The sequence below is a fragment of the Nocardia yunnanensis genome, from assembly GCF_003626895.1.
GTDB lineage: Bacteria > Actinomycetota > Actinomycetes > Mycobacteriales > Mycobacteriaceae > Nocardia > Nocardia yunnanensis.
Map to the genome: position 1 here is coordinate 4824326 of NZ_CP032568.1, position 23742 is coordinate 4848067.

The 23742-nt window shown below is 68.8% G+C and carries 21 protein-coding genes; 10 read left to right on the forward strand and 11 right to left on the reverse strand.

Annotation, left to right across the window (positions count from 1 at the left end; all coding sequences use genetic code 11):
* Nucleotides 1-102: 102 nt before the first annotated feature.
* The 4 genes from D7D52_RS22640 to D7D52_RS22655 all read left to right on the forward strand — a co-directional run bounded on the left by D7D52_RS22640 (nucleotide 103) and on the right by D7D52_RS22655 (nucleotide 4105).
* Nucleotides 103-621, forward strand: a complete 519-nt coding sequence (locus D7D52_RS22640) for a hypothetical protein (RefSeq protein WP_120739417.1) — start codon at nucleotides 103-105, stop codon at nucleotides 619-621.
* Between the two features lie 116 nt (nucleotides 622-737).
* Nucleotides 738-2222 (forward strand): NCS1 family nucleobase:cation symporter-1, encoded by a 1485-nt coding sequence (locus D7D52_RS22645; protein ID WP_120739419.1) that lies wholly within the window; start codon nucleotides 738-740, stop codon nucleotides 2220-2222.
* Nucleotides 2223-2390: 168 nt separating this feature from the next.
* Nucleotides 2391-2849 carry an RrF2 family transcriptional regulator gene (locus D7D52_RS22650; protein WP_120739421.1) on the forward strand — a complete coding sequence of 153 codons (459 nt, stop codon included), beginning with the start codon at nucleotides 2391-2393 and terminating at the stop codon, nucleotides 2847-2849.
* 8 nt (nucleotides 2850-2857) lie between these two features.
* Nucleotides 2858-4105, forward strand: a complete 1248-nt coding sequence (locus tag D7D52_RS22655) for a globin domain-containing protein (protein WP_120739423.1) — start codon at nucleotides 2858-2860, stop codon at nucleotides 4103-4105.
* A 43-nt stretch (nucleotides 4106-4148) separates the two neighbouring features.
* Here D7D52_RS22655 and idi read toward each other — a convergent pair whose 3' ends face one another.
* From idi to D7D52_RS22675, 4 genes are read right to left on the reverse strand one after another with little or no spacing between them, the layout of a single operon-like run.
* Nucleotides 4149-4718, reverse strand: coding sequence for an isopentenyl-diphosphate Delta-isomerase (gene idi, locus D7D52_RS22660; RefSeq protein ID WP_246023229.1), 570 nt, complete (start codon nucleotides 4716-4718; stop codon nucleotides 4149-4151).
* Nucleotides 4715-5587 (reverse strand): geranyl diphosphate 2-C-methyltransferase, encoded by an 873-nt coding sequence (locus D7D52_RS22665; RefSeq protein WP_120739425.1) that lies wholly within the window; start codon nucleotides 5585-5587, stop codon nucleotides 4715-4717. Before D7D52_RS22665 ends, idi begins: the two co-directional genes overlap by 4 nt.
* Nucleotides 5588-5642: 55 nt before the next feature.
* Nucleotides 5643-7124: a family 2 encapsulin nanocompartment cargo protein terpene cyclase gene (locus D7D52_RS22670; protein ID WP_120739427.1), complete on the reverse strand. Its 1482-nt coding sequence runs from the start codon at nucleotides 7122-7124 to the stop codon at nucleotides 5643-5645.
* Between the two features lie 15 nt (nucleotides 7125-7139).
* On the reverse strand, nucleotides 7140-8546 hold the full coding sequence (locus D7D52_RS22675) for a family 2B encapsulin nanocompartment shell protein (RefSeq protein ID WP_120739429.1): 1407 nt from the start codon (nucleotides 8544-8546) through the stop codon (nucleotides 7140-7142).
* A gap of 361 nt (nucleotides 8547-8907) precedes the next feature.
* Here D7D52_RS22675 and D7D52_RS22680 point away from each other — a divergent pair, with 361 nt between their 5' ends.
* Nucleotides 8908-11853 carry an AMP-binding protein gene (locus D7D52_RS22680; protein ID WP_246023230.1) on the forward strand — a complete coding sequence of 982 codons (2946 nt, stop codon included), beginning with the start codon at nucleotides 8908-8910 and terminating at the stop codon, nucleotides 11851-11853.
* Between the two features lie 79 nt (nucleotides 11854-11932).
* On the opposite strand, the gene D7D52_RS22685 is transcribed toward D7D52_RS22680, so the two are convergent.
* The 3 genes from D7D52_RS22685 to D7D52_RS22695 are packed head-to-tail and all read right to left on the reverse strand — an operon-like array spanning nucleotide 11933 to nucleotide 14729.
* The gene (locus D7D52_RS22685; protein WP_120739433.1) at nucleotides 11933-12547 is read right to left on the reverse strand and encodes a class I SAM-dependent methyltransferase; all 615 of its coding nucleotides are present in this window, start codon (nucleotides 12545-12547) and stop codon (nucleotides 11933-11935) included.
* Nucleotides 12548-12567: 20 nt separating this feature from the next.
* The gene (rffA, locus tag D7D52_RS22690; protein WP_120739436.1) at nucleotides 12568-13707 is read right to left on the reverse strand and encodes a dTDP-4-amino-4,6-dideoxygalactose transaminase; all 1140 of its coding nucleotides are present in this window, start codon (nucleotides 13705-13707) and stop codon (nucleotides 12568-12570) included.
* Nucleotides 13704-14729 (reverse strand): glycosyltransferase, encoded by a 1026-nt coding sequence (locus tag D7D52_RS22695; RefSeq protein WP_120744371.1) that lies wholly within the window; start codon nucleotides 14727-14729, stop codon nucleotides 13704-13706. Before D7D52_RS22695 ends, rffA begins: the two co-directional genes overlap by 4 nt.
* 407 nt (nucleotides 14730-15136) lie before the next feature.
* On the opposite strand from D7D52_RS22695, the gene D7D52_RS22700 reads away from it, so the two are divergent.
* From D7D52_RS22700 to D7D52_RS22710, 3 genes are read left to right on the forward strand one after another with little or no spacing between them, the layout of a single operon-like run.
* Entirely contained in the window at nucleotides 15137-17368 is a 2232-nt protein-coding gene (locus D7D52_RS22700; protein ID WP_120744372.1) for a hypothetical protein, read from the forward strand.
* Nucleotides 17365-17862: a GtrA family protein gene (locus D7D52_RS22705; protein ID WP_120739438.1), complete on the forward strand. Its 498-nt coding sequence runs from the start codon at nucleotides 17365-17367 to the stop codon at nucleotides 17860-17862. Before D7D52_RS22700 ends, D7D52_RS22705 begins: the two co-directional genes overlap by 4 nt.
* A gap of 10 nt (nucleotides 17863-17872) precedes the next feature.
* Nucleotides 17873-18094, forward strand: a complete 222-nt coding sequence (locus tag D7D52_RS22710; protein ID WP_120739440.1) for a Trm112 family protein — start codon at nucleotides 17873-17875, stop codon at nucleotides 18092-18094.
* A gap of 24 nt (nucleotides 18095-18118) precedes the next feature.
* Here the strand turns inward: D7D52_RS22710 and D7D52_RS22715 are convergent, their stop codons facing one another.
* Genes D7D52_RS22715 through D7D52_RS22725 form a run of 3 tightly spaced genes read right to left on the reverse strand, consistent with a single transcriptional unit; the run spans nucleotide 18119 to nucleotide 20231 of the window.
* Nucleotides 18119-18715, reverse strand: a complete 597-nt coding sequence (locus D7D52_RS22715; RefSeq protein ID WP_120739442.1) for a TetR/AcrR family transcriptional regulator — start codon at nucleotides 18713-18715, stop codon at nucleotides 18119-18121.
* A complete protein-coding gene (locus D7D52_RS22720) occupies nucleotides 18712-19500 on the reverse strand; it encodes an ABC transporter permease (RefSeq protein ID WP_246023231.1) in 789 nt (262 codons plus the stop codon). Before D7D52_RS22720 ends, D7D52_RS22715 begins: the two co-directional genes overlap by 4 nt.
* Nucleotides 19497-20231 (reverse strand): ABC transporter ATP-binding protein, encoded by a 735-nt coding sequence (locus D7D52_RS22725; protein WP_120744374.1) that lies wholly within the window; start codon nucleotides 20229-20231, stop codon nucleotides 19497-19499. Before D7D52_RS22725 ends, D7D52_RS22720 begins: the two co-directional genes overlap by 4 nt.
* A gap of 212 nt (nucleotides 20232-20443) precedes the next feature.
* Here D7D52_RS22725 and D7D52_RS22730 point away from each other — a divergent pair, with 212 nt between their 5' ends.
* Complete coding sequence (locus D7D52_RS22730) at nucleotides 20444-21499, forward strand: NAD-dependent epimerase/dehydratase family protein (RefSeq protein WP_120744375.1); 1056 nt, start codon at nucleotides 20444-20446, stop codon at nucleotides 21497-21499.
* Between the two features lie 6 nt (nucleotides 21500-21505).
* Here D7D52_RS22730 and D7D52_RS22735 read toward each other — a convergent pair whose 3' ends face one another.
* The gene (locus tag D7D52_RS22735) at nucleotides 21506-22123 is read right to left on the reverse strand and encodes a TetR/AcrR family transcriptional regulator (RefSeq protein ID WP_120739444.1); all 618 of its coding nucleotides are present in this window, start codon (nucleotides 22121-22123) and stop codon (nucleotides 21506-21508) included.
* Between the two features lie 106 nt (nucleotides 22124-22229).
* Here D7D52_RS22735 and D7D52_RS22740 point away from each other — a divergent pair, with 106 nt between their 5' ends.
* Nucleotides 22230-23741, forward strand: coding sequence for an amidase (locus D7D52_RS22740; protein ID WP_120739446.1), 1512 nt, complete (start codon nucleotides 22230-22232; stop codon nucleotides 23739-23741).
* Nucleotide 23742 lies beyond the last annotated feature (1 nt).

Sequence of the window (23742 nt, forward strand, 5' to 3'; positions counted from 1 at the left end):
GCTGCCAGGGATTCACTCCAGTGTCCCCCGTCGGCGGCTTTCGGACACGGCGTGTGACCGGCAATCCCGGGCGGCGACCCGTGCCGGGATTATGTTCTCGCCGTGCCCACGATCGTGAAAGCGCTGGCCACACTGACCGTTTCCGCGGTCTGCGCCCTGGCCCCGCTCGCCGCCCCGCCCGCCCGCGCCGACGCCGTCGGCACCTGCACCGCCGGCGACTTCCGCTGGACCGCGGTCGACGGCGCCATCACCATGACCCCGACCCTGCTCACCTTCACCTCGGTCGGCCGGCTCTGGGGCTGCACGGGATACCCGGGCATCACCTCGGCCACCTTCACCGGCGAGCACATCGCCTGGTCGGACTGCATGCACCCGGCCGACGGCCCGCTCACCGTGTGGATCACCTGGAACAACGGCGACACGAGTACGCTCTGGGGCCCCTGGCCGGTCGGCATGGCCCAGCCCACGGTCGGTCCCATGCAGGTGGTGAGCGGTTTCGGCCTCGGCGACCGGGTTCGCGTCACCGCCGACTACGACATGATGAACCCGGACATGGTGATGGGCTGTCTCGGGCCCGGAGTGCCCACCGGCGTCGGTCACGTGAGCGCCACGATGATGTGAGCCGGAAAGATATACGGCTCACGCAATAATCCGGAAACCGAAAAGCAACCCCTGGGGAACGGCTCGTTCCTACCTTGAGCCCACCCCCCAATCGGCTTTTCGGATCGGAAACCCCCATGACCGACACAGTCACCCCCGCGACAGTGGATTCCAGCGCGGCGAAATCCCCACCAGCCTACGACCCGAGGCTCACCAACGATGATCTCGCACCGCTGCGCAAGCAGACGTGGGGCGCGTACCACATCTTCGCCTTCTGGATGTCGGATGTGCACAGCGTCGGCGGATATGTCACGGCGGGCAGCCTTTTCGCGCTCGGCCTGGCGGGCTGGCAGGTGCTGGCGGCACTGCTCATCGGCATCACGATCGTATATTTCCTGTGCAATCTGGTGGCCGCGCCCAGCCAGCGCGCGGGCGTGCCGTACCCGGTGATGTGCCGCAGCGCCTTCGGCGTGAAGGGCGCCAATATCCCGGCCGTCATTCGCGGCCTGATCGCGGTGGCCTGGTACGGAATTCAGACCTATCTGGCGTCGGCGGCCCTGATCGTGGTGGCGGTCAAGCTGTTTCCGAGTCTCGCGCCGTACGCGGTGGCGAAGGACTACGGCTTCCTGGGGCTGTCGCTGCTGGGCTGGTGCGCCTACCTGGTGCTGTGGGTGGTGCAGGCCGCCGTGTTCTGGCAGGGCATGGAATCGATTCGCAAGTTCATCGACTTCTGCGGTCCCGCCGTGTATATCGTGATGTTCCTGCTGTGCGGGTATCTGATCTACAAGGCCGGTTGGGGTTCGATCAACCTGCAGCTGGGCTCGGTGAAATACCACGGCTGGGACGCGCTGCCGGTGGTGCTGGGCGCGATCGCGCTGGTGGTGTCCTACTTCTGCGGGCCCATGCTGAACTTCGGCGACTTCTCCCGCTACAGCAAGTCCATGGCGGCGGTGCGGCGCGGCAACCTGCTCGGGCTGCCGGTCAACTTCCTGGCGTTCTCGCTGCTGGTGGTGATCACCGCGTCGCTGACCATTCCGGTGTACGGCGAGCTCATCACCGATCCGGTCGAGACGGTGTCGCGCATCGACTCCACCTTCGCGATCGTGCTGGGCGCGCTCACCTTCACCATCGCGACCGTCGGCATCAATATCGTCGCCAACTTCATCTCCCCGGCGTTCGACTTCTCGCACGTGAGCCCGCAGAAGATCAGCTGGCGCATGGGCGGCATGATCGCGGCGGTCGGCTCGGTGCTGATCACGCCGTGGAACCTGTACAACAATCCGGACGTGATTCACTACACCCTCGAGGTGCTGGGCGCGTTCATCGGCCCGCTGTTCGGCGTGCTGATCGCCGACTACTACCTGGTGCGCAAGCGGGAGATCGTGGTGGACGAGCTGTTCACCATGGCCGAGTCCGGAAAGTACTGGTACCGCAAGGGATTCAACCCGGTCGCGGTGATCGCCACCGTGATCGGGGCCATCGCGGCGGTGTTCCCGGTGCTGGCCAAGGACGTGTACGGCATGCACACTGCGGCGCAGTACAGCTGGTTCATCGGCTGCGGGCTGGCGCTGGCGATCTACTACGCGCTGGCCACCCGGACGAGACTCATGGCCACAGCCTGAGGTGACATCCCTGGCAGCGGTGCCGGCCGCTGCCAGGGATTTGCCGACAAGTGACAAATGTCCTTGTCTCCTCGTGCTTTCGGTTACATATTCCCTATTGATATGGGTATTAGAAAGCACAGCCCGCGAAATATGCTTTTTCGTGACGCAATTAGTACTGTTGGAGGCATGCAGCTTTCCCGGTTCACCGATCTCGGCTTGCGAGCGCTCATGCGGCTGGCGGTCAGCAGTGACGCCGAGGAACGAGTCACCGTCAAACTCATTGCCCGGCAGGTGAATGCCTCCGAGAACTACGTCGCGAAGGCCGTCTCCCGGCTCGCCGAACTCGGCTATGTCGAGTCGCAGCGCGGGCGCACCGGCGGAATCTTCCTGACCGACGCCGGGCGGACCACCACCATCGGCGTCATTGTCCGCCAGCTCGAATGCGATAACGAAGTCATCGAGTGCGTGGGCGACAGTCCATGCCCGATCGCGAATGCCTGCCGTTTGCGGGGAGTCCTGGCGACCGCGCAGAAAGCCTTCTACGCCGAACTCGACCGGTACCTGCTCACCGATCTGGTGGACCAGCGCACCGTGGAGCTGCTGCATACGCCGATCTTCCCGTCGGCTTCGCTCATCGACACCTAGGAGAACCCATGCGGCAGGCACCGGATTCCGCGCCCGATCAGATCCCCGCGCTGGAACCCGAGCAGGCCGAGGTGATCCGCGCGACCCTGCCCCTGATCGGCGCGCACATCGATCGGATCACCCCGCTGTTCTACACGAAGATGTTCACCGCGCACCCGGAGTTGTTGCGCGACCGCTTCAATCGCGGCAATCAGCGTCAGGGCGCGCAGCAGAAGGCGCTGGCCGCCTCCATCGCCACCTTCGCCGCCCACCTGGTGGATCCCGCCCTGCCGCATCCGCGAGAACTGTTGTCGCGCATCGGGCACAAGCATGTCTCGCTGGGCGTCACCGAACCCGAGTACCGGATCGTGCACGAGCACCTGTTCGCCGCCATCGTCGAGGTGCTGGGCGCGGACGTGGTGACGCCGCCGGTCGCCGCGGCCTGGGATCGCGTGTACTGGCTGATGGCGAGGACTCTCATAGACTTCGAACGGGAGCTCTACGACGCGGCCGGGGTCGAGCCAGGCGATGTGTTCCGCGCGGCCCGGGCGGTGGCGCGTCTCGACGATCCGTCGGGGGTGGCGACCTTCGTGGTGGAATCCGCCGACCCGGATCGTCCGCTGCCGGGATTTCTTCCGGGGCAGTACATTTCGGTCGGTGCGCGGTTGCCCGACGGCGCCCGTCAGTTGCGGCAGTACAGCCTGGTCAATCGGGGCGGTGACGGTCGGCTGGCCTTCACCGTGCGCAGGGTGCTCGCCGAGGCGGACACCCCCGACGGGGAGGTCTCGACCTGGCTGCACGACACCGTGGGCGTGGGGGACCCGCTCGAAATCACCGTGCCCTGTGGCGATCTCACCATCGACACCGAGGTGACCACGCCGGTCGTCCTGATCTCGGCGGGCATCGGCGTCACCCCGATGGTCGGCATCCTGGAATACCTTGCGGCCGAATCCCCGTCGCGGCGCACGATCATCCTGCACGCCGACCGGTCCAGCACCGCGCACCCGCTGCGCGAGACCGTCGCCGACCTGGCCACCCGTCTCAGCGACGTGTACCTGCGCGCCTGGTACCGCGCCGACGATCACGGCCTGCTGGATGTGACCCGCGTCGAACTCCCCGACGACGCCGACTACTACCTCTGCGGCGGCGCCGAATTCCTGCAATACGTCCGCGCCCAGCTCATGGCCGCCGGAATCCCCGCCCGCCGAGTGCATTTCGAACTTTTCGCCCCCAACGACTGGCTCCTGGACGCCGACGAATCGCCCGCGCTGGCCTGACAGTCAGGTGGCGTGGCCGGAACGGGCTGTGCGCGTGGGGGTTTCAGGGGCGGGCGGCCGCGATGGTGGTCAGGACGCCGGCCAGCCACGGGGTGTAGTGCGCCGGGTCGGCGGCGACGTTCTCGGCGAGGGTGTCCGGCTGGATCCAGGCGATATCGGCCACTTCGGCCGGATTCGGTTGCGGGGCGGGGTGATCGAGGGTGCCGATCAGGACGTGGTCGTATTCGAATTCGACGCGGCCGGTGTCGGGGTCGGGTGCCTGATAGGTGAAGGTGCCGATCTCGGTGAGGTCGGCGGTGAGGCCGAGTTCCTCGGACAGGCGGGTGGCGGCCGCCTCGACCACGTCCTGCCCGGGCAGCGGATGCCCGCAGCAGGTGTTGGTCCACAGCAGCGGGAAGCGGGTCTTCACGCCCGCCCGCTGCTGCAGCAGCACCCGGCCGGCCGCGTCGAACAGCAGCACCGAGAAGGCTCGGTGCAGCCGTCCGGGCGCGGTGTGGGCCGCGGCCACCGACAGCGAACCCCGCGCCCGGCCCTGCTCGTCGACGAGCTCGACGAGCAGGGATTCACGGTCGGTCACGGGATTCGCGTCGGAGGTGTCGAGGGTGCCGGTCACCGCCCCACCTTATCGGCGGCGATCATCAGGTACTGGAAGCTGCCCTCCTGGTACGAGGTCAGGAAGGGTTTCTCGACGCCCGTCGCGAGCTCGGAGCGGGTGCGCAGCTCCCAGTACGGGATGGTCGCCGGGGTGAGGTCGGTGACCGCGACGGGCACCAGATTGTTGGCCGCCAGCGCCTTGAAGTACTCGCTGCGCGGGTGGATGTTGCAGCCGTAGTGGGCGTCGATCCAGCTCACCGACGCCGACCGCGCGCCGAACACGTCGTTGGAACAGCCGGTAATGCACACATACCGGCCGCCCGGTTCCAGCAGCCGCGCGAACTCCGCGAACAGCTCGTGCAGATCGACGTACATGGTGGTCTCATTGGTCCAGATGCCGCGCCGCGAGCCGGTCTCGAACCCGGTGTCGAGCATGTTCTTGAAATGGAACGTCACCTTCTCGGCGACGCCGCGCTCGCGGGCCTGCTCGTTGGCGAAACCCACCTGGTATTCGGAGATGGTGACCCCGTCCACCTGGCACCCGAACCGCTGGTTGGCCATGAAACTGGTGCCGCCGCGGCCGGATCCGCCGTCCATCAGCCGGTCGCCCGGGCGGACGTCGCCGAGCTGATCGAGCAGCAGGTCGGCCTGCGCGGTCTCGAGCCGGTGCAGTTCCCGCACGATGCGTTCCTGCCGGGTCTCCTCGGGCCCCTCGAGGACCGAGAGATCGGGTTCGCCGATGCCGTAGTGGTGGTGATACAGCCCGTCGACCTCACCGAGTTTGGTGTTCACGCGGTCGTCGTTGGGGTTGTTGTTCCAATACGAGGCCACCGACTTCTGATATTCGGTCTTGAGCACATCGGTGGAATGGGGGTGAAGCGCGGTCATGGCAGATCATCCTCTCGATCGATGCGAAGCGAAACGGTAAGAGCCGACCGGGAATTCAGCTGTCGTCCCGGTAGCGGCGGCTGTCGGCGTGCCAGGCCCGGTTGCCGCCCATCCACGACCACAGCCCGGTCAGGAAGCGGCGCAGTTGCGGGGAACCGGAGGCGGCGAGCAGGCCGGCCTCGGCTTCGAAGCGGTGCACCAGTTCGTCGTGGACCTCGGCGGTGGCCTGCACGGCCGCGCGGCGCGAACAGTTCTCCTCGGCCGCGAGGACCGTCGGAAGGTTGAATTCCCTTCCGTTGGACAGGTCTTCGCGGGCCATGGAGTAGAGGTCGTTGACCATCTGGGCGGCCAGCGCGGCGGTGGTGACCACGCGCCGCACTCGCGGATCGGTGTACTCCGCGGCCGGCAGCTCGTAGCCGCCGACCGCGTCGATCGGGGCCATACAGGGCAGGAAACTGTGCGGCTGCCGATTGAGCAGGTACTCCCACACCGGCGGCATGCGACCCGCCTGCCGCCACCCGGCCTCCGCGCCCAGGGCGATGAACCAGCCGGCGATCTCGCTGCGCAACCGCGCCACCTGGGCGGGGGTCGCGAAGTGGGACAGATGCTCGAAGGAGGTCCGAAACGCGCGCAGGATCGGATCGGCCTGCATCGCCTGCTCCACGCGGACCTGATAGCGCGGCGGCAGGTGCACCGGATCCATGGCGGCGGCGGCCAATTCGAGCCGTGGCCCCAATTCCGCCTCCGGACTGGATCTGCTGCCGTCCGGCGCGAGGTCGCTGGCGTCCTCCTCGCAGTAGTAGTCGTCCACCGACCACTCCGACACCGCGCATTTCGCGACCGCCAGCAGGCGATCCGCGTCGTCGCAATCCGGATGCGCCAGCATGATCAGCCGCCCGAAGTCGGCTCGGTGCAGTTCCTCGAGCCGGCCCTCGTACAGCCCGATCCGCTCGGCCCACGCGATGATTCCGGCGTTCACCGTCGCCGCCAGCGCCGGATCGTCGCGCACCGGCGGCGGACAGTACAGCGTGGGGATGGCCGAGCCCGAGGTCCCCGGGCGCGTGGCTCCGATCTCACCGCGCGGCGGGGCGGACGTGACGGGTGCCGACCGGACCGGGATGCCGCCCGGGCGAGACGCGGATGCCGTCCCGATCCCGGTGGGACCGTTGGCGAATCGCCGGGCGGCCCCGGGGCCGGTCGGCGCACCGGCCGAGCTTGGCGGCCGGTGCCGGATCGGCATCGCGCCGCCGACGGGCGACGGCGGACGCGATGCCTGTCCCGCGAGCTCCGCGATCGCCCGGGGGTTGGGCAGGTCGATCGCGAGGCTCGGGGCCCCGAGGCCGGAGGGGCCGAGCAGCCGTCGGGGCGAATGGGCCGCGGCGGCAATGCCGAGGCGAGGGTCATCGGCGGGGCCCGAGGCCGCGGGTGCGCCCAGGACCGCGGGGGCGGTGGTGTCGAGGTTGGTCAGCAGGGCGGCGACGGCCGCCGCCACCTCGGAGGCGGCAGGCGGGGCCGCGGCGCGGGAGAGCACCGACATGACGGCTCACCCCGCTCAGTCGGACTGCCGGGCGACCAGCACATTGTCGAGAATGCCGAGCGCGTCGGGGACCAGGACGGCGGCCGAGTAATAGCAGCTGACCAGGTAGGAGATGATCGACTGATCGTCGATGCCCTTGAAGCGGACGTTGAGGCTCGGCTCGTACTCGTCCGGAATCCCGGTCTGGTGCAAGCCGATCACGCCCTGATCCTTCTCACCGGTGCGCATGGCCAGGATCGAGGTGGTCTGGGTGTCGCTGACCGGGATCTTGCCGCACGGGAAGATCGGCACCCCGCGCCAGGCGAACACGCGATGCCCGTCCACCTCGACCGGGTCGGGATACAGTCCGCGCCTGGAGCATTCGCGGCCGAACGCGGCAATCGCCTTGGGGTGGGCCAGAAACAGCTTGGTGCTGCGCCGCATGGACAGCAGCTCGTCCATATCGTCCGGGGTGGGCGCGCCGGACTCGGAGTAGATGCGCTGTTTGAGGTCACAGTTGTTGAGCAGACCGAAGTCCGGGTTGTTGACCAGGTCGTATTCACGCCGCTCGTAGAGCGCCTCGATGGTCAGGCGCAGCTGCTGCTCGACCTGATCCATGGGATCGTTGAACAGGTCCGCGACGCGGGTGTGCACCCGCAGCACCGACTGCGCCAGGCTCAGCTCGTATTCGCGTGGCTGCGAGTCGTAGTCGACGTAGGTGCCGTCGAGCACGGGCTCACCGTGGTGGCCCGAGGAGATCACGATCTCGGCCTCGCCGTACTTGTTCTGCGGCAGCGCGGGCGCGTGCGCGACCGCCGAAAGGTGTTCGGCCAGTGCCGGAATGTCGCCCGAGAGCTGTTCGACGGTGGAGCGGGCCAGCACCAGCATGGTGGTGGGCGTGACCGTCTTGATGGTGACCGGCCAGATGGCGTCGGGATCGGTGAGCGTCTCGTCGCCGAAGAAGTCGCCGCCGCCGAGCATGCCGACCTTGGTGGTCTCGCCGTACTCACCGGTCCCGATCTTGGACAGCTTGCCGTGCACGATGAGCAGCACCTGATCCATGGGGTTGCCGAATTCGGCGACCACGGTGCCGGGCGGCAGATCCCGCTGCTCGAAACGCCCGGCCACGGTCGCCAGGATCTCCTCGTCCTGGAAGCCGCGCAGCTGCGGCAGCTCCTGCAGCTCGAGCGGGATGACCCGGGCGTGCGGACCGTTGATGACGTACTCCACCTCGCCGTTGCCGACGGTGTGGGTCAGCCGTCGGTTGACGCGGTAGACACCGCCTTTCACCTGGGTCCACGGCAGCGAACGGGTCAGCCAGCGAGAGCTGATGCCCTGCATCTGCGGTTCGGATTTGGTGGTGTGCGCCAGCTGGTGGGCGGCAGCGGTGCTGAGGGATTTGCGTTGGCCGTTTTCGGTCTGAAGGGGCATTTCGATGGTCATGCTGCGGTCCTCACCTCGAAGGGCCACCACGGGGTGAGCGCGGTGGAGTCCACGGCGAAACTGCAGGCTCGAATGGCCTGCGAGAATTGACAAGTGGGTGAATTGACAAGCGCGACAGTGCGTTCCAGCGCTACCGATGGTAGGTCCCGGGATGATCCGGTCGGGCCGGAATGCCAAAACATGATGCCTGGAATGTTGCTGTAACCCGTAAACCCCGAACGCCCGGTTTGCTTCGGGGCGCGCAAGCCGAATGAGGGTGGTCACAGCGCCAGCGCAGTAGGGTGGTGCTATGGCAAGCTCATCGGGACGCGTCGGGGCGGGTGACGCTGGTCAAGGCCAGGAAAAGTCTGGGAGTGAAGCCGTGAAATTCAATGCGAGGTCCGTGGTGGGTCCGATCGAGCGACTGGTCGCGACCGCACAGAACGGGCTCGAGGTGATCAGGTTCGGGGGACTGGTTCACGAGATCGAATCGTCGCCGTACGAGGTGGTGGAGCGTAAGCGGATGTACCGCCTGCGCCACTACTTCCCCGACGACACCGTCGCCGACCGTCCGGTCGTGGTGCTGGTGCCGCCCATCATGGTGACCGCCGAGATCTGGGACGTGAACGGCGCCGATGGCGCGGTCGGCATTCTGCACGAGGGCGGAATCGACTGCTGGGTCGTCGATTTCGGCTCCCCCGCCACCGAGGAGGGCGGCTGGGACCGCGACCTCGCCGACCATGTGCTGGCCGTCTCGAGTGCCATCGACACCGTCAACGAGATCACCGGGCGCGGTGTGCATCTCATGGGTTACTCCCAGGGCGGCATGTTCGCCTATCAGACCGCCGCCTATCGCAACGGCAAGGGCGTCGAGTCCATCGTGACCTTCGGCAGCCCGGTCGACGCCGTCGCCGGCATGCCCTTCGGCCTGCCGCACGGGCTGGTCTCCGACGCCGCGGACTTCCTCACCGACCACGTGCTCAACCGGCTGCCCATCACCGATTCCATGGTGCGGCTGGGCTTTCAGGCACTGGACCCGGTCAAGACCGCGCGCGCCCGCATCGACTTCCTGCGCCAGCTGCACAACCGCGAGGCGCTGCTGCCCAAGGAACGGCAGCGCCGCTTCCTCGAGGCCGACGGCTGGCTGGGCTACCCGGGGCCCGCGCTCACCGACCTGCTGCAGCAGTTCGTCAAGCACAATCGAATGATGCTGGGCGGCTTCGTGATCCGCGACCAGCTCATCTCGCTGGCCGAGATCACCTGCCCCATCCTGGCATTCGTCGGCGAGGTCGACGATATCGGCCAGCCCGCCGCCGTCCGCGGCATCGTGCGGGCCGCGCCCAATGCCGAGGTGTACGAAGCCTGCATCGTGGCCGGGCATTTCGGGCTGGTGTCCGGATCGACGGCCACCCGCCAGACCTGGCCGGTGGTGCGCGACTGGGTCAACTACCTCAGCGGCCGTGCCGATCTGCCCACCCAGGTCGAGCGCATGAGCACCGAGGTGGTCCGCAACGGCCCGCGCACCGGGCTGACCCGCGCGGTGCACGCGCTCGGCAGCCTCGCCGAGGCGGGGACCAGCCTGGGCAAGACCATCGAGGGCGTGGCCGGGCAGACGCTGCGCGGCACCGTCGAACTCACCGGCGAGGCCGCCCGCGCGCTGCCCCGGCTGACCCGGCTGGGCATGATCCAGCCGCACACTCGAATCTCGCTGGGCCGCTTGCTCTCCGAGCAGGCGCGGCGCGGTCCGCAGCGCGAACTGTTCCTCTTCGACGACCGGGTCCACACGCAGGAGGCCGTCAACCAGCGCATCGACAATGTGGTGCGCGGGCTGATCTCGGTCGGGGTGCGGCCGGCCACCCGGGTCGGCGTGGTGATGGAGACTCGGCCCAGCGCGCTGGCCGCCGTCGCGGCGCTGTCGCGGCTGGGTGCGGTCGCGGTGCTGCTGGCGCCGGGCAGCGAACTGTCCAAGGTCGCGGACCTGACCGGGACGCGGCTGCTGCTCACCGATCCGGAGAACCTGGCGTCCGCGGCCGCCACCGGGCATCGGGTGCTGGTGCTCGGCGGCGGCGACGCGCGCGGGCTCGACATTCCCGCCGGGGCCGACGTGGTCGATCTCGAGCAGATCGATCCGGCGAAGGTGGCGCTGCCGGCCTGGTATCGGCCGAATCCGGGCCTGGCGCGCGAGCTGGCCTACATCCTGGTGACCGGCACCGGTGACAAGTTCGACGTCAAGTACGTCACCAATCACCGCTGGGCGCTGTCGGCCTTCGGCACCGCGTCGGCGGCCGATCTGGGCCGCCACGACACCGTGTACTGCCTTGCGCCGCTGCATCATTCGTCCGGACTGCTGGTGAGCCTGGGCGGCGCGGTGGCGGGCGGCAGCCGCATCGCGCTGGCGCGCTCGCTGGATCCGGCGCGCTTCGCGGAGGAGGTGCACCGCTACGGCGTCACCGTGGTCACCTACACCTGGACCATGATGCGCGACATCCTCGACGCCGACACCTTCCCCAACGGGCATCCGCATCCGATCCGGCTGTTCATCGGATCCGGTATGCCGCGCGGGCTGTGGCGGCGCACCCTGGAACGGTTCGAACCGGCGCGGGTCCTCGAGTTCTACGCCTCCATCGAGGGCGATGTGGTGCTGGCCAACGTCTCCGGTACCAAGGTCGGCTCCAAGGGGCGTCCGGTGCCGGGCACCGCGAAGGTCGAGCTCATCGCCTACGATCCGCTGACCGACGAAATCCAGGTCGAGGACACCGGTTTCGCGCGCCGCTGCGCCGACAACGAGGTGGGTCTGCTCATCGGCACCGTCTCCGATCTGGTGGACGTGTCGGCGGGCGGATTGCGCGGGGTCTTCGCGCCGGGCGACTCGTGGATGCCCACCGAGAACCTCTTCCGCCGCGACGCCGACGGCGACTACTGGCTGATGGACCGCCGCGACACCGTCATCCCCACCCCGCGCGGGCCGGTCTACACCCAGCCGGTGGTGGATGCCCTCAACGACATCACCGCGGTCGACATGGAGGTCGCCTTCGGATTGCCCACGCGCGATCGCGTTCTCGCGGTCGCCGCCGTCAGCGTCCGGTCCGGCTTCACCCTCGCGCCCAAGGATGTCACCGAGGCCGTCCGCGTGCTGCCGGCCGACCAGCGGCCCGATATCGTCTACGTCGTCGACGACATCCCCCGCAGCCGCACCTATCGCCCGTCCACCCGGGCCGTCCAGGCCGCGGGCCGCTCCGAACCCGACGACAACACCTGGTGGTACAACCGCACCACCGAGAACTACGAGGTCCTCACCCCCGACCTCGCCGCCCGCCTCTTCGCCTGACCCCTCTCGTCGAACGCGCACCGCCGGACCGGCGGTGCGCGTTCGTTTTTCGCGCCCCGCGCATTCGCCCGCCGATGGATCAGGCCGAGCGGGAGAAGATCGCTACCAGGAAGTCGGAGTCCTCGGTGAAGGGGCGGAGGTCCCAGGTGGAGAGCTTCAGGTCCAGGTGGAGGCCGGATTCGGCGGCGTCGGTGAGGAATTCGGGGAAGTCGTAGCCGCGGTCCGCGCCGAAACCGATGACCGCCCGTCCGGTGGGGGAGAGGTGACGGGCGAAGGCGGACAGGACCGCGCCTCGGGTGGAGGGGGCGAGGAAGGTCATGACATTGCCGGCGCAGGCGATCGCGTCGAAGTCGGCGGCGATGCCGCGAGCGGGAAGATCGAGTTCGGCCAGGTCGCCGACGAGCCAGGTGGGGCCCGGATGGTCTTGTTCGGCGGCGGCGATGAGGACGGGGTCCACGTCGACGCCGACGACGGTGTGGCCGGCCTCGTGGAGGTAGCCGCCGAGGCGGCCGGGCCCGCAGCCGGCGTCGAGGACGCGGGCGGCGCGGGGCAGCATGGCGTCGACGAGACGGGCCTCGCCGACAATGTCATCGCCCTGGGCGGCCAGCTGCCGGAAACGCTCCACGTACCAGGTCGAATGCGCCGGATTGTCGGCGGTGATCTCTTCCCACTGGCTCGGAACGCGTCGGGTCATGAGTTCACTGTAGGAGCACCTCAGACCGTGAAGCTGGTGACCCCGTCCACGACGCGGGCCAACTGTTCCTCCGACAGGCCCGGCCACAGCGGCAGTCGCACCAGCGTCGCGGAGAATTCCGCGCTGCGCGTGCATGGGAACGGGGTGCGGCCCAGCTTCAAACCGGCAGGGGAGGAGTCCAGCGGGACATAGTGGAACGGGGCCACGATGCCGCGCGCGGACAGATGCGAGATCAGGTCGTCGCGGCGGTGTTCGGTGGGCACGCGCAGGTAGTACAGGTGCGCGGTGTGCTCGCGATCCGACGGCACCGACATGAGCCGGACATCGTTGCGGGCGGCCCACTCCGGCAGCGCGGCCGCGTAGTGATTCCACACCCGGTGCCGGTTGGCCTGAATCGTCTCGAACTCCGCGAGCTGGGCGTCCAGCACGGCGGCGTTCAATTCGCTGGGCAGATACGAGGATCCGATGTCCTGCCACGAGTACTTGTCCACCGCCCCGCGCAGAAACCGCGCCCGGTCGGTGCCCTTCTCCCGAATGATCTCCGCACGCGCCATCAGGATCTCGTCCGACAGTAGCACCGCGCCGCCCTCACCGCAGTGCACGTTCTTCGTGTCGTGGAACGACAGCGCGCCGACCGTGCCGAGGGTGCCCAGCGGCCGGCCGCGATAGAAGCCGCCGAGCCCGTGCGCATTGTCCTCGATGAGGGCGAAGCCGTGCGAATCCGCCAGCCGCTGCAGCCCTTCCATATCGGCGGCCACCCCGCCGTAGTGGATGACCATGACGGCCTTGGTGCGCGGCGTGACGGCCCGCGCCACCGACTCCGGATCCAGATTGCCGGTGGCGGAATCGATATCGGCGAACACGACGGTCGCGCCGCGCAACGCCATGGCCGTCGCGCTGGAGGTGAACGCGAACGACGGCACGATGACCTCGTCGTCGGGCCCGAGTTCCAGCAGCAGCCCGGCCATTTCGAGCGCGTGCGTGCACGAGGTGGTCAGCAGCGCGTACGGCGCGGCGGTGATGTCGCGCAGCTTCGCGGTGGCCGCCGCGGTGAACGGACCGTCGCCGTGGCTGTGGTCCGAGGACAGCACCGCCTCCACATTCGGCAGTTCGCGCGCGGCGCGGAACGGGCGGCTGAAGATGATGCGGTCACTGCTCACGCGCGCGGAGCCCCCTCGTCGTCGAACCGAATCGGATTGCGGGACTGGCGATCCCGCGGCTGCTCGGGCCGCGGCGTCGGCGTCTCCACGGTGAGATACAGCGGCTTGCCGACCAGCACATGCAGTGCGACGCCGAGATATTCGGCGATCAGGCCGAGCGAGAACAGCACCGCGCCCGAACACAGCAGCAGCACCGTCATCAGCGAGGCCCAACCCTCGGGATCCCCACTGCTGTTGGTCAATCGGTGGTACACCACCCAGCCCGCCATGCCGAGCCCGCCCAGCGCCAGCGTCACGCCCAGCATGCTCACCACGCGCAGGCCGCGGGTTCCGCTGCACAGCACCATCTTCCAGAACAGCGAGAACAACCGGCGGTAGTTGTAGCCGGACTCCTCGCGGCCCTCGGCGCGCAACTGCACCGGCACCTGCGCGACATCGCCGACCACCCAGGTCAGCGCCACATCCAGGTACACGCCATTGGAGGCGACCTGCGCCAGCTGCCGCGCGATATCGCCGCGAATCAGCCGGTAGCTCTCGAACCGGGTGGAATCGGGGAAGGCGAACAGGGTCGCCAGCACCAGCTTCGCGCCGCGGGAGGTGAGGTTGCGCAGGAACCCGTGCGGCCGGGTATTGACCGGTTTGGAGTAGACCAGATCCGCGCGCTGGTTCAGGGCGGCGTCGAGGAAGTGGGCGATGAAGGCCGGATCGTGCTGACCGTCCTCGTCCATGGTGACCGTCCAGTCGCCCTGGGCGGCGGCCATGCCCGCGATGGTGGCGGCGTCCTGACCGTAGTTGCGGCTCAACCACACCACCCGCACCTGCGGATAGGTCTCGGCCAGCTCGCGCAGCACCACATCGGAGCGGTCGGGTCCGTGATCGTGCACCAGCACGATCTCCTGCACCGCGAACCGCGCGCCCTGCGGCGTCGTCACCGGCTCGCCGAGCTTGTCCAGTTCGCTGACCAGCGCGGCGATCGTGTCCTCACCGCGATACACGGGCACCACGACGGAGACCGCGTGCACCCGCGCCGGGCGCTCGCTGCCGGAGGTCACGCTTGGGTCGCTCGCGTAGGTGCGGGCGGACGGAATCGGCATCAGCTGAATGTACTTTCGATGACGGTGTGTGCCGGAACTCCTCGCCAAAAAACAGAGCCCGAGCCGCGGTGAACTCTAACATGCTGCTGGTGGCGGCAATCGGCGCGAAGGGTGATCACCACGCCCATCATTCCCGATCACCGCGGCGGTGTCCGGTTCGCGCAAGTCCGCTGGACGGGCGGGGCGATCGGGCCGGGACACCGGGTCGCGTAAGTGCCATCGACAGCACCGCCCTGTAGGGTCTGGATCTCGTGGTGGAAAGCTCAGTTTCCCAGGCGGCGGTGCCCTCCGAACGCAGCGTCGGGGCGACCCCCGAAACCAATGCTCGGCGCGAGGTGTATCGCTGGGGCGCGATCACCGCGCTCGGCATCGTCCTCGGCTATCTGGCCGTGGTGCTGGCCAACTCCCGCCACTTCTTCACCGACGACAGCGAATCCCAGTACACCGGACTGTGGGTGTTCTTCGGCCGCGCCTTCCGCGACGGCCATTTCCCGCTGCTGATCCCCGAGCAGTGGATGACCGGCAACTACACCAATGAGGAAGCGGGACTGTTCAACCCGCCGCAGCTGCTGATCGATCTGATCGCGCCCTCGGTACCCAATCTCGCCGTGTACGCCACCCTCGTGAAGCTGATCTTCGCGATCATCACCGGCCTCGGGGTGTACCGCGTCTGCCTGGTCTACGGGGCGCGCCCGCAGTGGGCGGCGGTCGCCGGGGTGGCCATGCCGTTCACCGGCTTCTTCCTGTTCTTCGACTCGGCCAGCTGGTTCACCGCGATGTCGGGCACCGCGTGGATGATTCACGCGTGGGCGTCCTCGGAGCGGTATCTGCGCGGCAAGGGCGGGCCGATCTCGGTGTTCGTGTACCTGTATCTGGCGATCTCGGTGCAGTACGTGTTCCCGTCGGTCGAGGCGGTGCTGATGCTGCTCGCGGTGGCGGTCGGATACCTGGTGTGCCAGGGCAGCGCGCTGTGGAAGCAGCCGCGCGCGGCGCTGGCCCCGCTGGCGCGATTGGCGGCGGCCGCGGTGTGCGCGGGTCTGGCGGGTCTGCTCACCTTCCTCCCGTCGATGCTGTCGGCGCAGGTCAGCTGGCGCGGCAACTCGCAGATCAATAACGACCAGTTCCTGACGGTGCCGTGGTCGGAATCGCTGAACGCCAGCCTGCCCACCACCATGCCCGCCTTCACCTCCTGGTGGGGCTACGTCCAGCCGCTGCCCATGACCTACATCGCCTGGTTCCTGATCCCGGCGCTGGCGTTCGTGGATTGGAAAGCGGCGCAGAGACACTGGAAGCAGTTCGTCGCCATCGCACTGTTCGCGTTGATGGCGCTGATGTGGACCGCCGGGCCCGGGACCGTCGGCCCGCTGCGCTGGCCCGCCCGCGTGCTGCCCATGCTGGCGCTGGGACTGCTGGTGCTGGTGTGCGTGCTGCTGGGCCGCTTCGCCACGCTGCGCGACCGCAAGAACCGGATCATCGCGGCGCTGGTGCTGGTGCTCGCGCTGTGGGTGCGCACCTTCTCCGCCGATCCGCACGATGTGGCCTGGCATCTGGGATCGGCGGCCGTGGTGATCGCGCTCGGGCTGGGCGCGGTGTGGCTGGGCCGCACCCGCGGGGTGTCCGCCGCGACCGCGCTGGTGATCGCGGCCATGGTGCCCATCGCCTGGTTCCAGGTGTGGTGGGTGCAGCCCACGCCGATGTCGTGGAATCTGCCCGACAATCGCACCGAAGCCATGGCGGCGTTCCCGAAGTTCCAGGGCGGCACCACCCTTCAGCTCTCCGACCGCGGGCTGTTGCAGCCCGCCGACAAGAGCCTCCAGGGCGCGTACGGGTCGTTGGTGTGGGGCAACTACGCCAAGGACCTGGAACAGAACTACGTCAACGGATACACGCCCAACGGGCACTTCTACTTCGGTGAAATGCTGTGCATGCGCTGGGATTCCAGCGTCTGCCCCGACGCCTACCGGCGACTGTTCGGCCCCGAGCCCACCACCGGACGCACCCTCGCCGACCTCATGCTCATCGACCGGGTCGTGTTGCAGAAGGCCATGTTCCCCGACGCCGGCAACCAACCCGCGCCCGACGGCTGGCATTTCGTCGACGTGCCGGGGCACGAGAAGTACATCTGGGTGCTCGAACGCGACGGCGGACCGATCTCCGGGGTCAACGGCCGCATCGGCGACGCCCACGACGTCACCGCCACCTCCATCGAGGAGACCGACAGCACCAGCAAGGTGCGGGTCACCTCGGAGACCGGCGGGCGGGTCACCTTCGCGCGGCTGGGCTGGCCGGGCTACCGCGTCACCCTGAACGGGAAGACGATTCCGTTCCACACGGTGTCGAAAGTGTTCGTGGCCGTGGACATTCCGGCCGGCACGAACAATGCCGAACTGGAAGTGACCTGGCGGCCGCCGGGCTGGAAGATCGGAATCGGCGCGGCCGCAGCGGGACTCGTCGGCGTCGGGCTGCTGCAGTGGCTGTATGTCCGCGACCGGCGGCGCGGGCAGGACGCCCCGGCCGCCGAGCAGCTCGACGATCCGGACCGGCAACTGGTCGGTTCGGACCGATGACCGAGGCGCGACACTCGCTCAGCGGCGTGGAGCCCGACGCAGGCGTGCCGGCGGGACCGCTGCTGCGGCTGGTGCGCCGGCAAGAGGTCGCCTTCGCGCTGGTCGGCGGCTTCAACACGCTGATGGGCATGGTGCTCACCATCGTCTGGCTGAGCATCCTCGACGGCGTGGTGTCCAAGGACGTGGCCGCCGCCCTGTCGGTGGCGCTGGCCTACGCCGTCGGCATGGTGGTGGCCTTCGTCCTGCACCGCACCCTGGTCTTCCGGGTCCGCGGCCACATCCTGCGCGACTTCGTCGCCTTCGTCGGCGTCAACGCCGTCGGCATGGCCCTCAATATGGTGCTGCTGCAACTGGCGGTCTCCCTGCTGCACGCTCCCGCCAAACCCGCCGCGGTGATCGTCATGGGTCTCGTCGCCGTCGCCAGCTTCTTCGGCCACCGCCACATCAGCTTCCGCCGCCCTGCCGATTCCCCGCCCCCCGACCCCGCCCGGTAGATTCACGGACATGTCGGAGGAAACCCTGGACGCCACCCTGCTGAGCCTGCTCGCCTGCCCCCAGGACAAGGGCCCGCTCCAGCTCGTACACACCGCCACCGGCGACACCGTCCTCTACAACCCTCGCCTGCACCGCGCCTACCCGGTCGACAACGGCATCCCCGTCCTGCTCATCGACGAGGCCGTCGACGTCTCCGACGAAGACCACACCTTCTTCCTGACCCAGGACTGACAGCCGACGCCGGGGTCGTGACGGTCAATCCGTCAGGGGAAGCTCGCCGGTGAAGTAACGCTGGAGGGTGGGACCCACGGTGGCGGCGAGTTCTTCCACGGGCATGGAGGCGATGGGGTCTATGCGGAGGATTTTGCGGGTCACCAGCAGGCCGGCCAGTTGGGAGGCGGCGAGGGCGGCGCGTTTCGCGCCGGTGCCGGGGGGCGAGTCGACGCGAGGGCGGATGGCCGCGAGGACTATGTCGAGGAGGAAGGTGCGGGCCAGGGCGGGGTCGTCGGAGGCGAGCAGGGTGCGGAAGGCGGCGATGGTGGGGACGCCGATCTCGGAGTCCCAGAGGGTGACGACCGTGCGGATGATGGTTTCGCCCAGATCCTCGACGGGGACGGTGGCGAAGTGGGACAGGATGTCCCGGGGGTCGACGGGGAGTTTCAGTGCGGCGGCGAACAATTCGTGTTTGGTGCCGAAATAGTGGTGCACCAGTGCGGGATCCACGCTCGCGGCGGTGGCGATGGAGCGGATGGACGCCTTGTCGAAGCCGACCTCGGCGAAGCGCACCCGGGCGGCGTCGAGAATCGCCTCCCGGGTGCCGGAGTTGCCCGGACGCCGCCCGCTGCGCGTCACGCGGTGCGCCGCCGCAGGGTGGCCGCGCCCAAACCCAGTGCGACAGCGGCGAATACCGCCACGACGAGAATGTCGCGCCACATCAGCCCGGTGACCCCGGTATGTGTGGACACCTGCTGCAGCGCGTCGACCGCATAGCTCAGCGGCAGCACATTGCTGATCGCCTCCAGCCAGCCGGGCAGTTGCCCGCGCGGCACCAGCAGCCCGCACAGGAAGAATTGCGGCAGCACGATCACGGGCATGAACTGTACGGCCTGAAACTCGGTGCGCGCGAACGCACTGGCCAGCAGGCCCAGCGCCACCCCCAGCACCGCGTCGACGATGGCGATCAGCACGACCAGCGCCGGACTGCCGGCCGCGCTCAACCCCAGTAGCCAGAACGCCACCAGGCACGCCACCCCCGCCTGCACCGCCGCCGCGACGGAGAATGCCGTCCCGTACCCGGCCAGCAGATCCAGCTTGGCCAGCGGCGTGGTCATCAACCGTTCCAACGTCCCCGAAACCCGTTCGCGCTGCATGGCGATGGCGGTGATGAGGAACATGACCACGAACGGCAGGATCCCCAGCATGGTGATCCCGATCCGGTCGAACAGCCGCGGCTGATGCGGCAGCGTCGGATAGTTCTTGTACACGAAATACAGCAGCGTCATCAGCAGCGCCGGCACCAGCACGATCATGGCGACGGTGCGCCGGTCCGCGCGCAGCTGCTTCAGGATGCGCACGGTGGTGGCGAGATAGCAGCCCAGCGGGCGCGGCCCCGCCGGACGCGAAAGGGTCGCGGTCACAGTTCTTCTCCCATCCGGATGAGCTTCAGGAAGGCGTTCTCCAAGCTGGATTCGCCGGTGTCGGAACGCAATTCGGCGGGGGAGAGCTGGGCGAGCAAGCGGCCCTCGCGCATCAGCAGCAGCCGATCGCAATGCTCGGCCTCGTCCATCACGTGACTCGAAACCAGCAGTGTGCGACCCTGTTTCGCGAGCGCGTGGAACTGCTCCCACAGATCGGCCCGCAGCACCGGGTCGAGCCCGACCGTCGGCTCGTCGAGCACCAGCAGCTCCGGATCCGCCACGAGTGCGCACGCCAGCGACACCCGCGTGCGCTGCCCGCCCGACAGCTCGTTGCCGCGGTGATCCCGCCAGTCGGTGAGACCCACGGCGGCCAAAGCGGTTTCGACCCCGTCGGCCGAGGCCCCGTACAGCGCGCCGAAGTACGACACATTGTCGGCCACGGTCAGATCGTCGTAGATGCTCGGCGCCTGCGTCACGTACCCGACCCGGCGGCGCAGCCCGCGCGACCCGGCGGCCTCCCCGAGCACCCGCACGGACCCGGCGGCGATGAGCTGGGTACCCACGATGCTGCGCATGAGCGTCGTCTTCCCGCACCCCGACGGCCCCAGTAGTCCGGTGATGCTGCCGCGGGGCACCGACAGCGTGATGTCCTGCAGAACCTGATGCCCGCCGCGCCGCACCTCGAGGTGCTCGACGGCGATGGCCTCGCCGGTGGTGGTCGGTGCCGTCACGGTCAACCTCAATTCATCGAGTGTTGAATTCACTACGTGATGAATTCTGCGCCGCCGATCCGCGCCTGGCAAGACCCCACCGCGTGTCGCCGTGCGAATCCCCCGTCGTGCGAGCCGCGCGGCGATCCGGGCGAACTGACCAAACGGTGACGAATCACGCGAGCTCGGTCAGTCCGGGCGCGAATTCGGCGCGCGCGGCCGAGAATCGGCGCATGCGTGTACTCCTGACCGGCGCGGCCGGATTCATCGGCTCGCACATTCACCGCGCGGCCCTCGCCGCCGGGCACGAGGTGGTCGCCGTCGACCTCATGCTCGCCGCCGCCCACGGCTGCGCGGCCGTCCCGCCGCCGGGCATCGCCCGGGTCGACGTCCGCGATCCGGGCGGGCTCGACCGGCTGCTGCGCGGCATCGATGTGGTCTGCCATCAGGCGGCCGTGGTCGGCGCGGGCGTCAGCGCCCAGGACGCGCCCGCCTACGCCAGCCACAACGACCTCGGCACCGCGGTGCTGCTGGCGGCCATGGAACGGGCGCACTGCCGCCACCTGGTGCTGGCCTCCTCGATGGTGGTCTACGGCGAGGGCCGCTACGTCGACTCCTCGGGCGCGCCCGCCGAACCGGCCCCGCGCACCCGCACCGATCTCGACCACGGCCGTTTCGACCATTGCGGCCCCGACGGCCGTCCCTTGCGCTGGGCCCCCATCGACGAGGACGCGCCCTTGCGCCCGCGCAGCCTGTACGCGGCTTCCAAAGTGGCGCAGGAGCATTACGCGCTGGCCTGGGCCGCGGCCACCGGCGGCACCGTCACCGCCCTGCGCTACCACAATGTCTACGGTCCCGAGATGCCCAGGGATACACCGTATTCCGGAGTCGCCGCCATCTTCCGCTCCGCGCTGGAGGCGGGCGAGTCCCCGCGTGTTTTCGAGGACGGCACCCAGGCAAGGGATTTCGTGCACGTCAGCGATATCGCCCTCGCCAATGTGGCCGCGCTCGAACATCCGTTGGGCGCGTTCACCCCCTTGAACATCGCCTCCGGCAACCCCATCACCATCGGCGAGGTGGCCGCGATCTTGGCCACCGCCTGCGGCGGCAAGCCACCCGTGGTCACCGGCGACTACCGCCCCGGCGACGTCCGCCACATCGTCGCGAGCCCCGAACGTGCCCGTCGCACACTGGGTTTCATCGCCACCACCACGCCCGCCCTCGGCCTGGCCGAATTCGCCACCGTGCCCCTGCGCGCCGCGACCGCCACGGGCGCACCGACCTGGTAGCCGCGCTCAGCGATCGGTGACCGTCGCGGCGTACTCGTGCATGAGGGTGGACACCGTCATCTCGAAGGCGGCGTCCACCCGTGCCCGGTCGCCGGTGGTGAGCAGGTCCAATTGCAGCCCGCGCACCTGCGCGAGAATGAACGTGGCTGTGCGGGAAGCGGTTTGGATGGGCCACCGGTACCGGGTGAGTTCACGTTCGATCACCGTCAGCCAGTCGGTGACCAGGCGTGAGCGCGGATGCTCCGGGCTGCGCGCCGCGACGGCGACCAATTCGAACAGCACCAGAAACTGCCGCTGCTCACGCGGCCGGCACAGGTGTTCCCATGCCGCGCGCAGCAGTTCGGCCGGGGAGTCGACCGTGCGCAGTTCCTCGGTGAGCAACCGCTGCTCGAAATCGGCGCGAATGTGCTCGAGCACCTCGGAGATCAACGCGTCCTTGGTGTGGAAATGCCGGATCAGAGTGGCGTGGCTGATGCCCAGCGCTTCGGCGGCCCGCCGCAGCGACAGCTCCTGCACACCGTGATCGAGGACGTATTCGGTCGCCGCCGCGAGCAATTCGGGTCGGCGGTGCTGAAACCGCAGTGTCCGCCCGTCGACCCGCTTGCCCGTCTCCGTCCGTTCCATCTCGCGAACCTTACCGTTCCACTTGGTTACGTAACCACTCGGTACGGCTATTGTGGGCAGGGCGGCGGCGAGTCCTTCACGCAGTGGCCGCGCGAGAGGAGACACCATGAGAGACGACGAATACCTCGGCTACGACGCGGTCGGGCTGGCCGATCTGGTCGCTCGCGGCGAGGTTCATCCCACCGAACTGCTCGAGCTGGCGCTGGCGCGCTGCGCGCGAGTCAATCCCTCCCTCAATGCGATCAGCCTGCTGATGGAGGAGGTCGGCACCCGTCTCGCCCAGCGGCCGGATCCGAGCGGACCGCTGGCGGGCGTGCCGTTTCTGCTCAAGGATCTCGCCCAGGACTTCGCCGGCTACCCGACCTCGGGCGGCACCGGCCCGCTGCGTTCGGTCCCGGCCGAGCGCCACAGCCTCACGGTCGAACGCTGGCTCGCGGCCGGTTTGGTGATCTTCGGTAAGACGACCACCCCCGAATTCGGCAGCAAGGCCATCACCGAGACCGGTGCGTTCGGCGCGACCCGCAACCCCTGGGATCTCGGCCGCACCCCCGGCGGTTCCTCCGGCGGGTCGGCCGCGGCCGTCGCGGCCGGTATCGTCCCGGTCGCCGGGGCCAGCGACGGCGGCGGTTCGATTCGAATTCCCGCCGCCTGCACCGGACTTTTCGGACTCAAGGCGGGCCGGGGCCTGATCCCCGGCGGACCGGCGGTCGGCGATCCGCTCTTCGGCGCGGTCACCGAGGGCGTGCTGTCGCGCAGCGTACGCGACACCGCCGTCATGCTCGACATTCTCAGCCCGCCCGACCCCGGCGCGCCCTATCACGTCCCCCGGCCCGACCGCCCCTTCCGCGACGCCGTGACCGAGCCGCCGCGCCGGCTGCGCATCGGATTCACCAGCGAATCCCCTTTGGGCACACCGGTCGACGCCGACGCGGTGCGCGCGGTCACCGACGCGGCCGCCCTGCTCGCCGACCTGGGCCACACGGTCGAACCGGCCGGCCCCGCCATCGACGGGCGGCAGCTGGCCCACGATTTCATGTCCGTCTGGACCGCCTCGGTCGCCACCCGCATCGACGAGGCGTGCCGGGTGAGCGGTTCGCGCCCAGGTGATTTCGATATCGACACCCAGGTGCTGGCCGCGGTCGGCCGCTCGGCCGGCGCACCGGATCTGCTGCGCGCGCACGCGCGCTGGAACGACTACACCCGCATTCTGGCCGATTTCCACGAACGCTACGACCTGTTGTTGACCCCGGCCCTGGGGGAACCGCCGATTCGTATCGGGCAGAACCGGACTCCCGCGCTCGCCGGCGCCGTCCTGTCGCCGCTGCTGCGCCTGGGCGTCGGAAACGTGCTGGCGCGCACCGACTTCTATCGCGAGCTGGTGACCGCCAACCTGTCGGCCGTGCCGTTCACCCAGCTCGCCAATATCACCGGCCGCCCGGCGATGAGCGTGCCCACCTACTGGACCGCCGCGGGCCTGCCGCTGGGCACCCAGTTCGTCGGCGCGCCCGGCAGCGAATTCCTGCTGCTGCAACTGGCCGCCGAGCTCGAGGCGGCCCGCCCGTGGGCGGATCGCCGCCCCGCGGATTCGGCTGTGCCGCAGTCCGTTCCGGCTCGCTGAG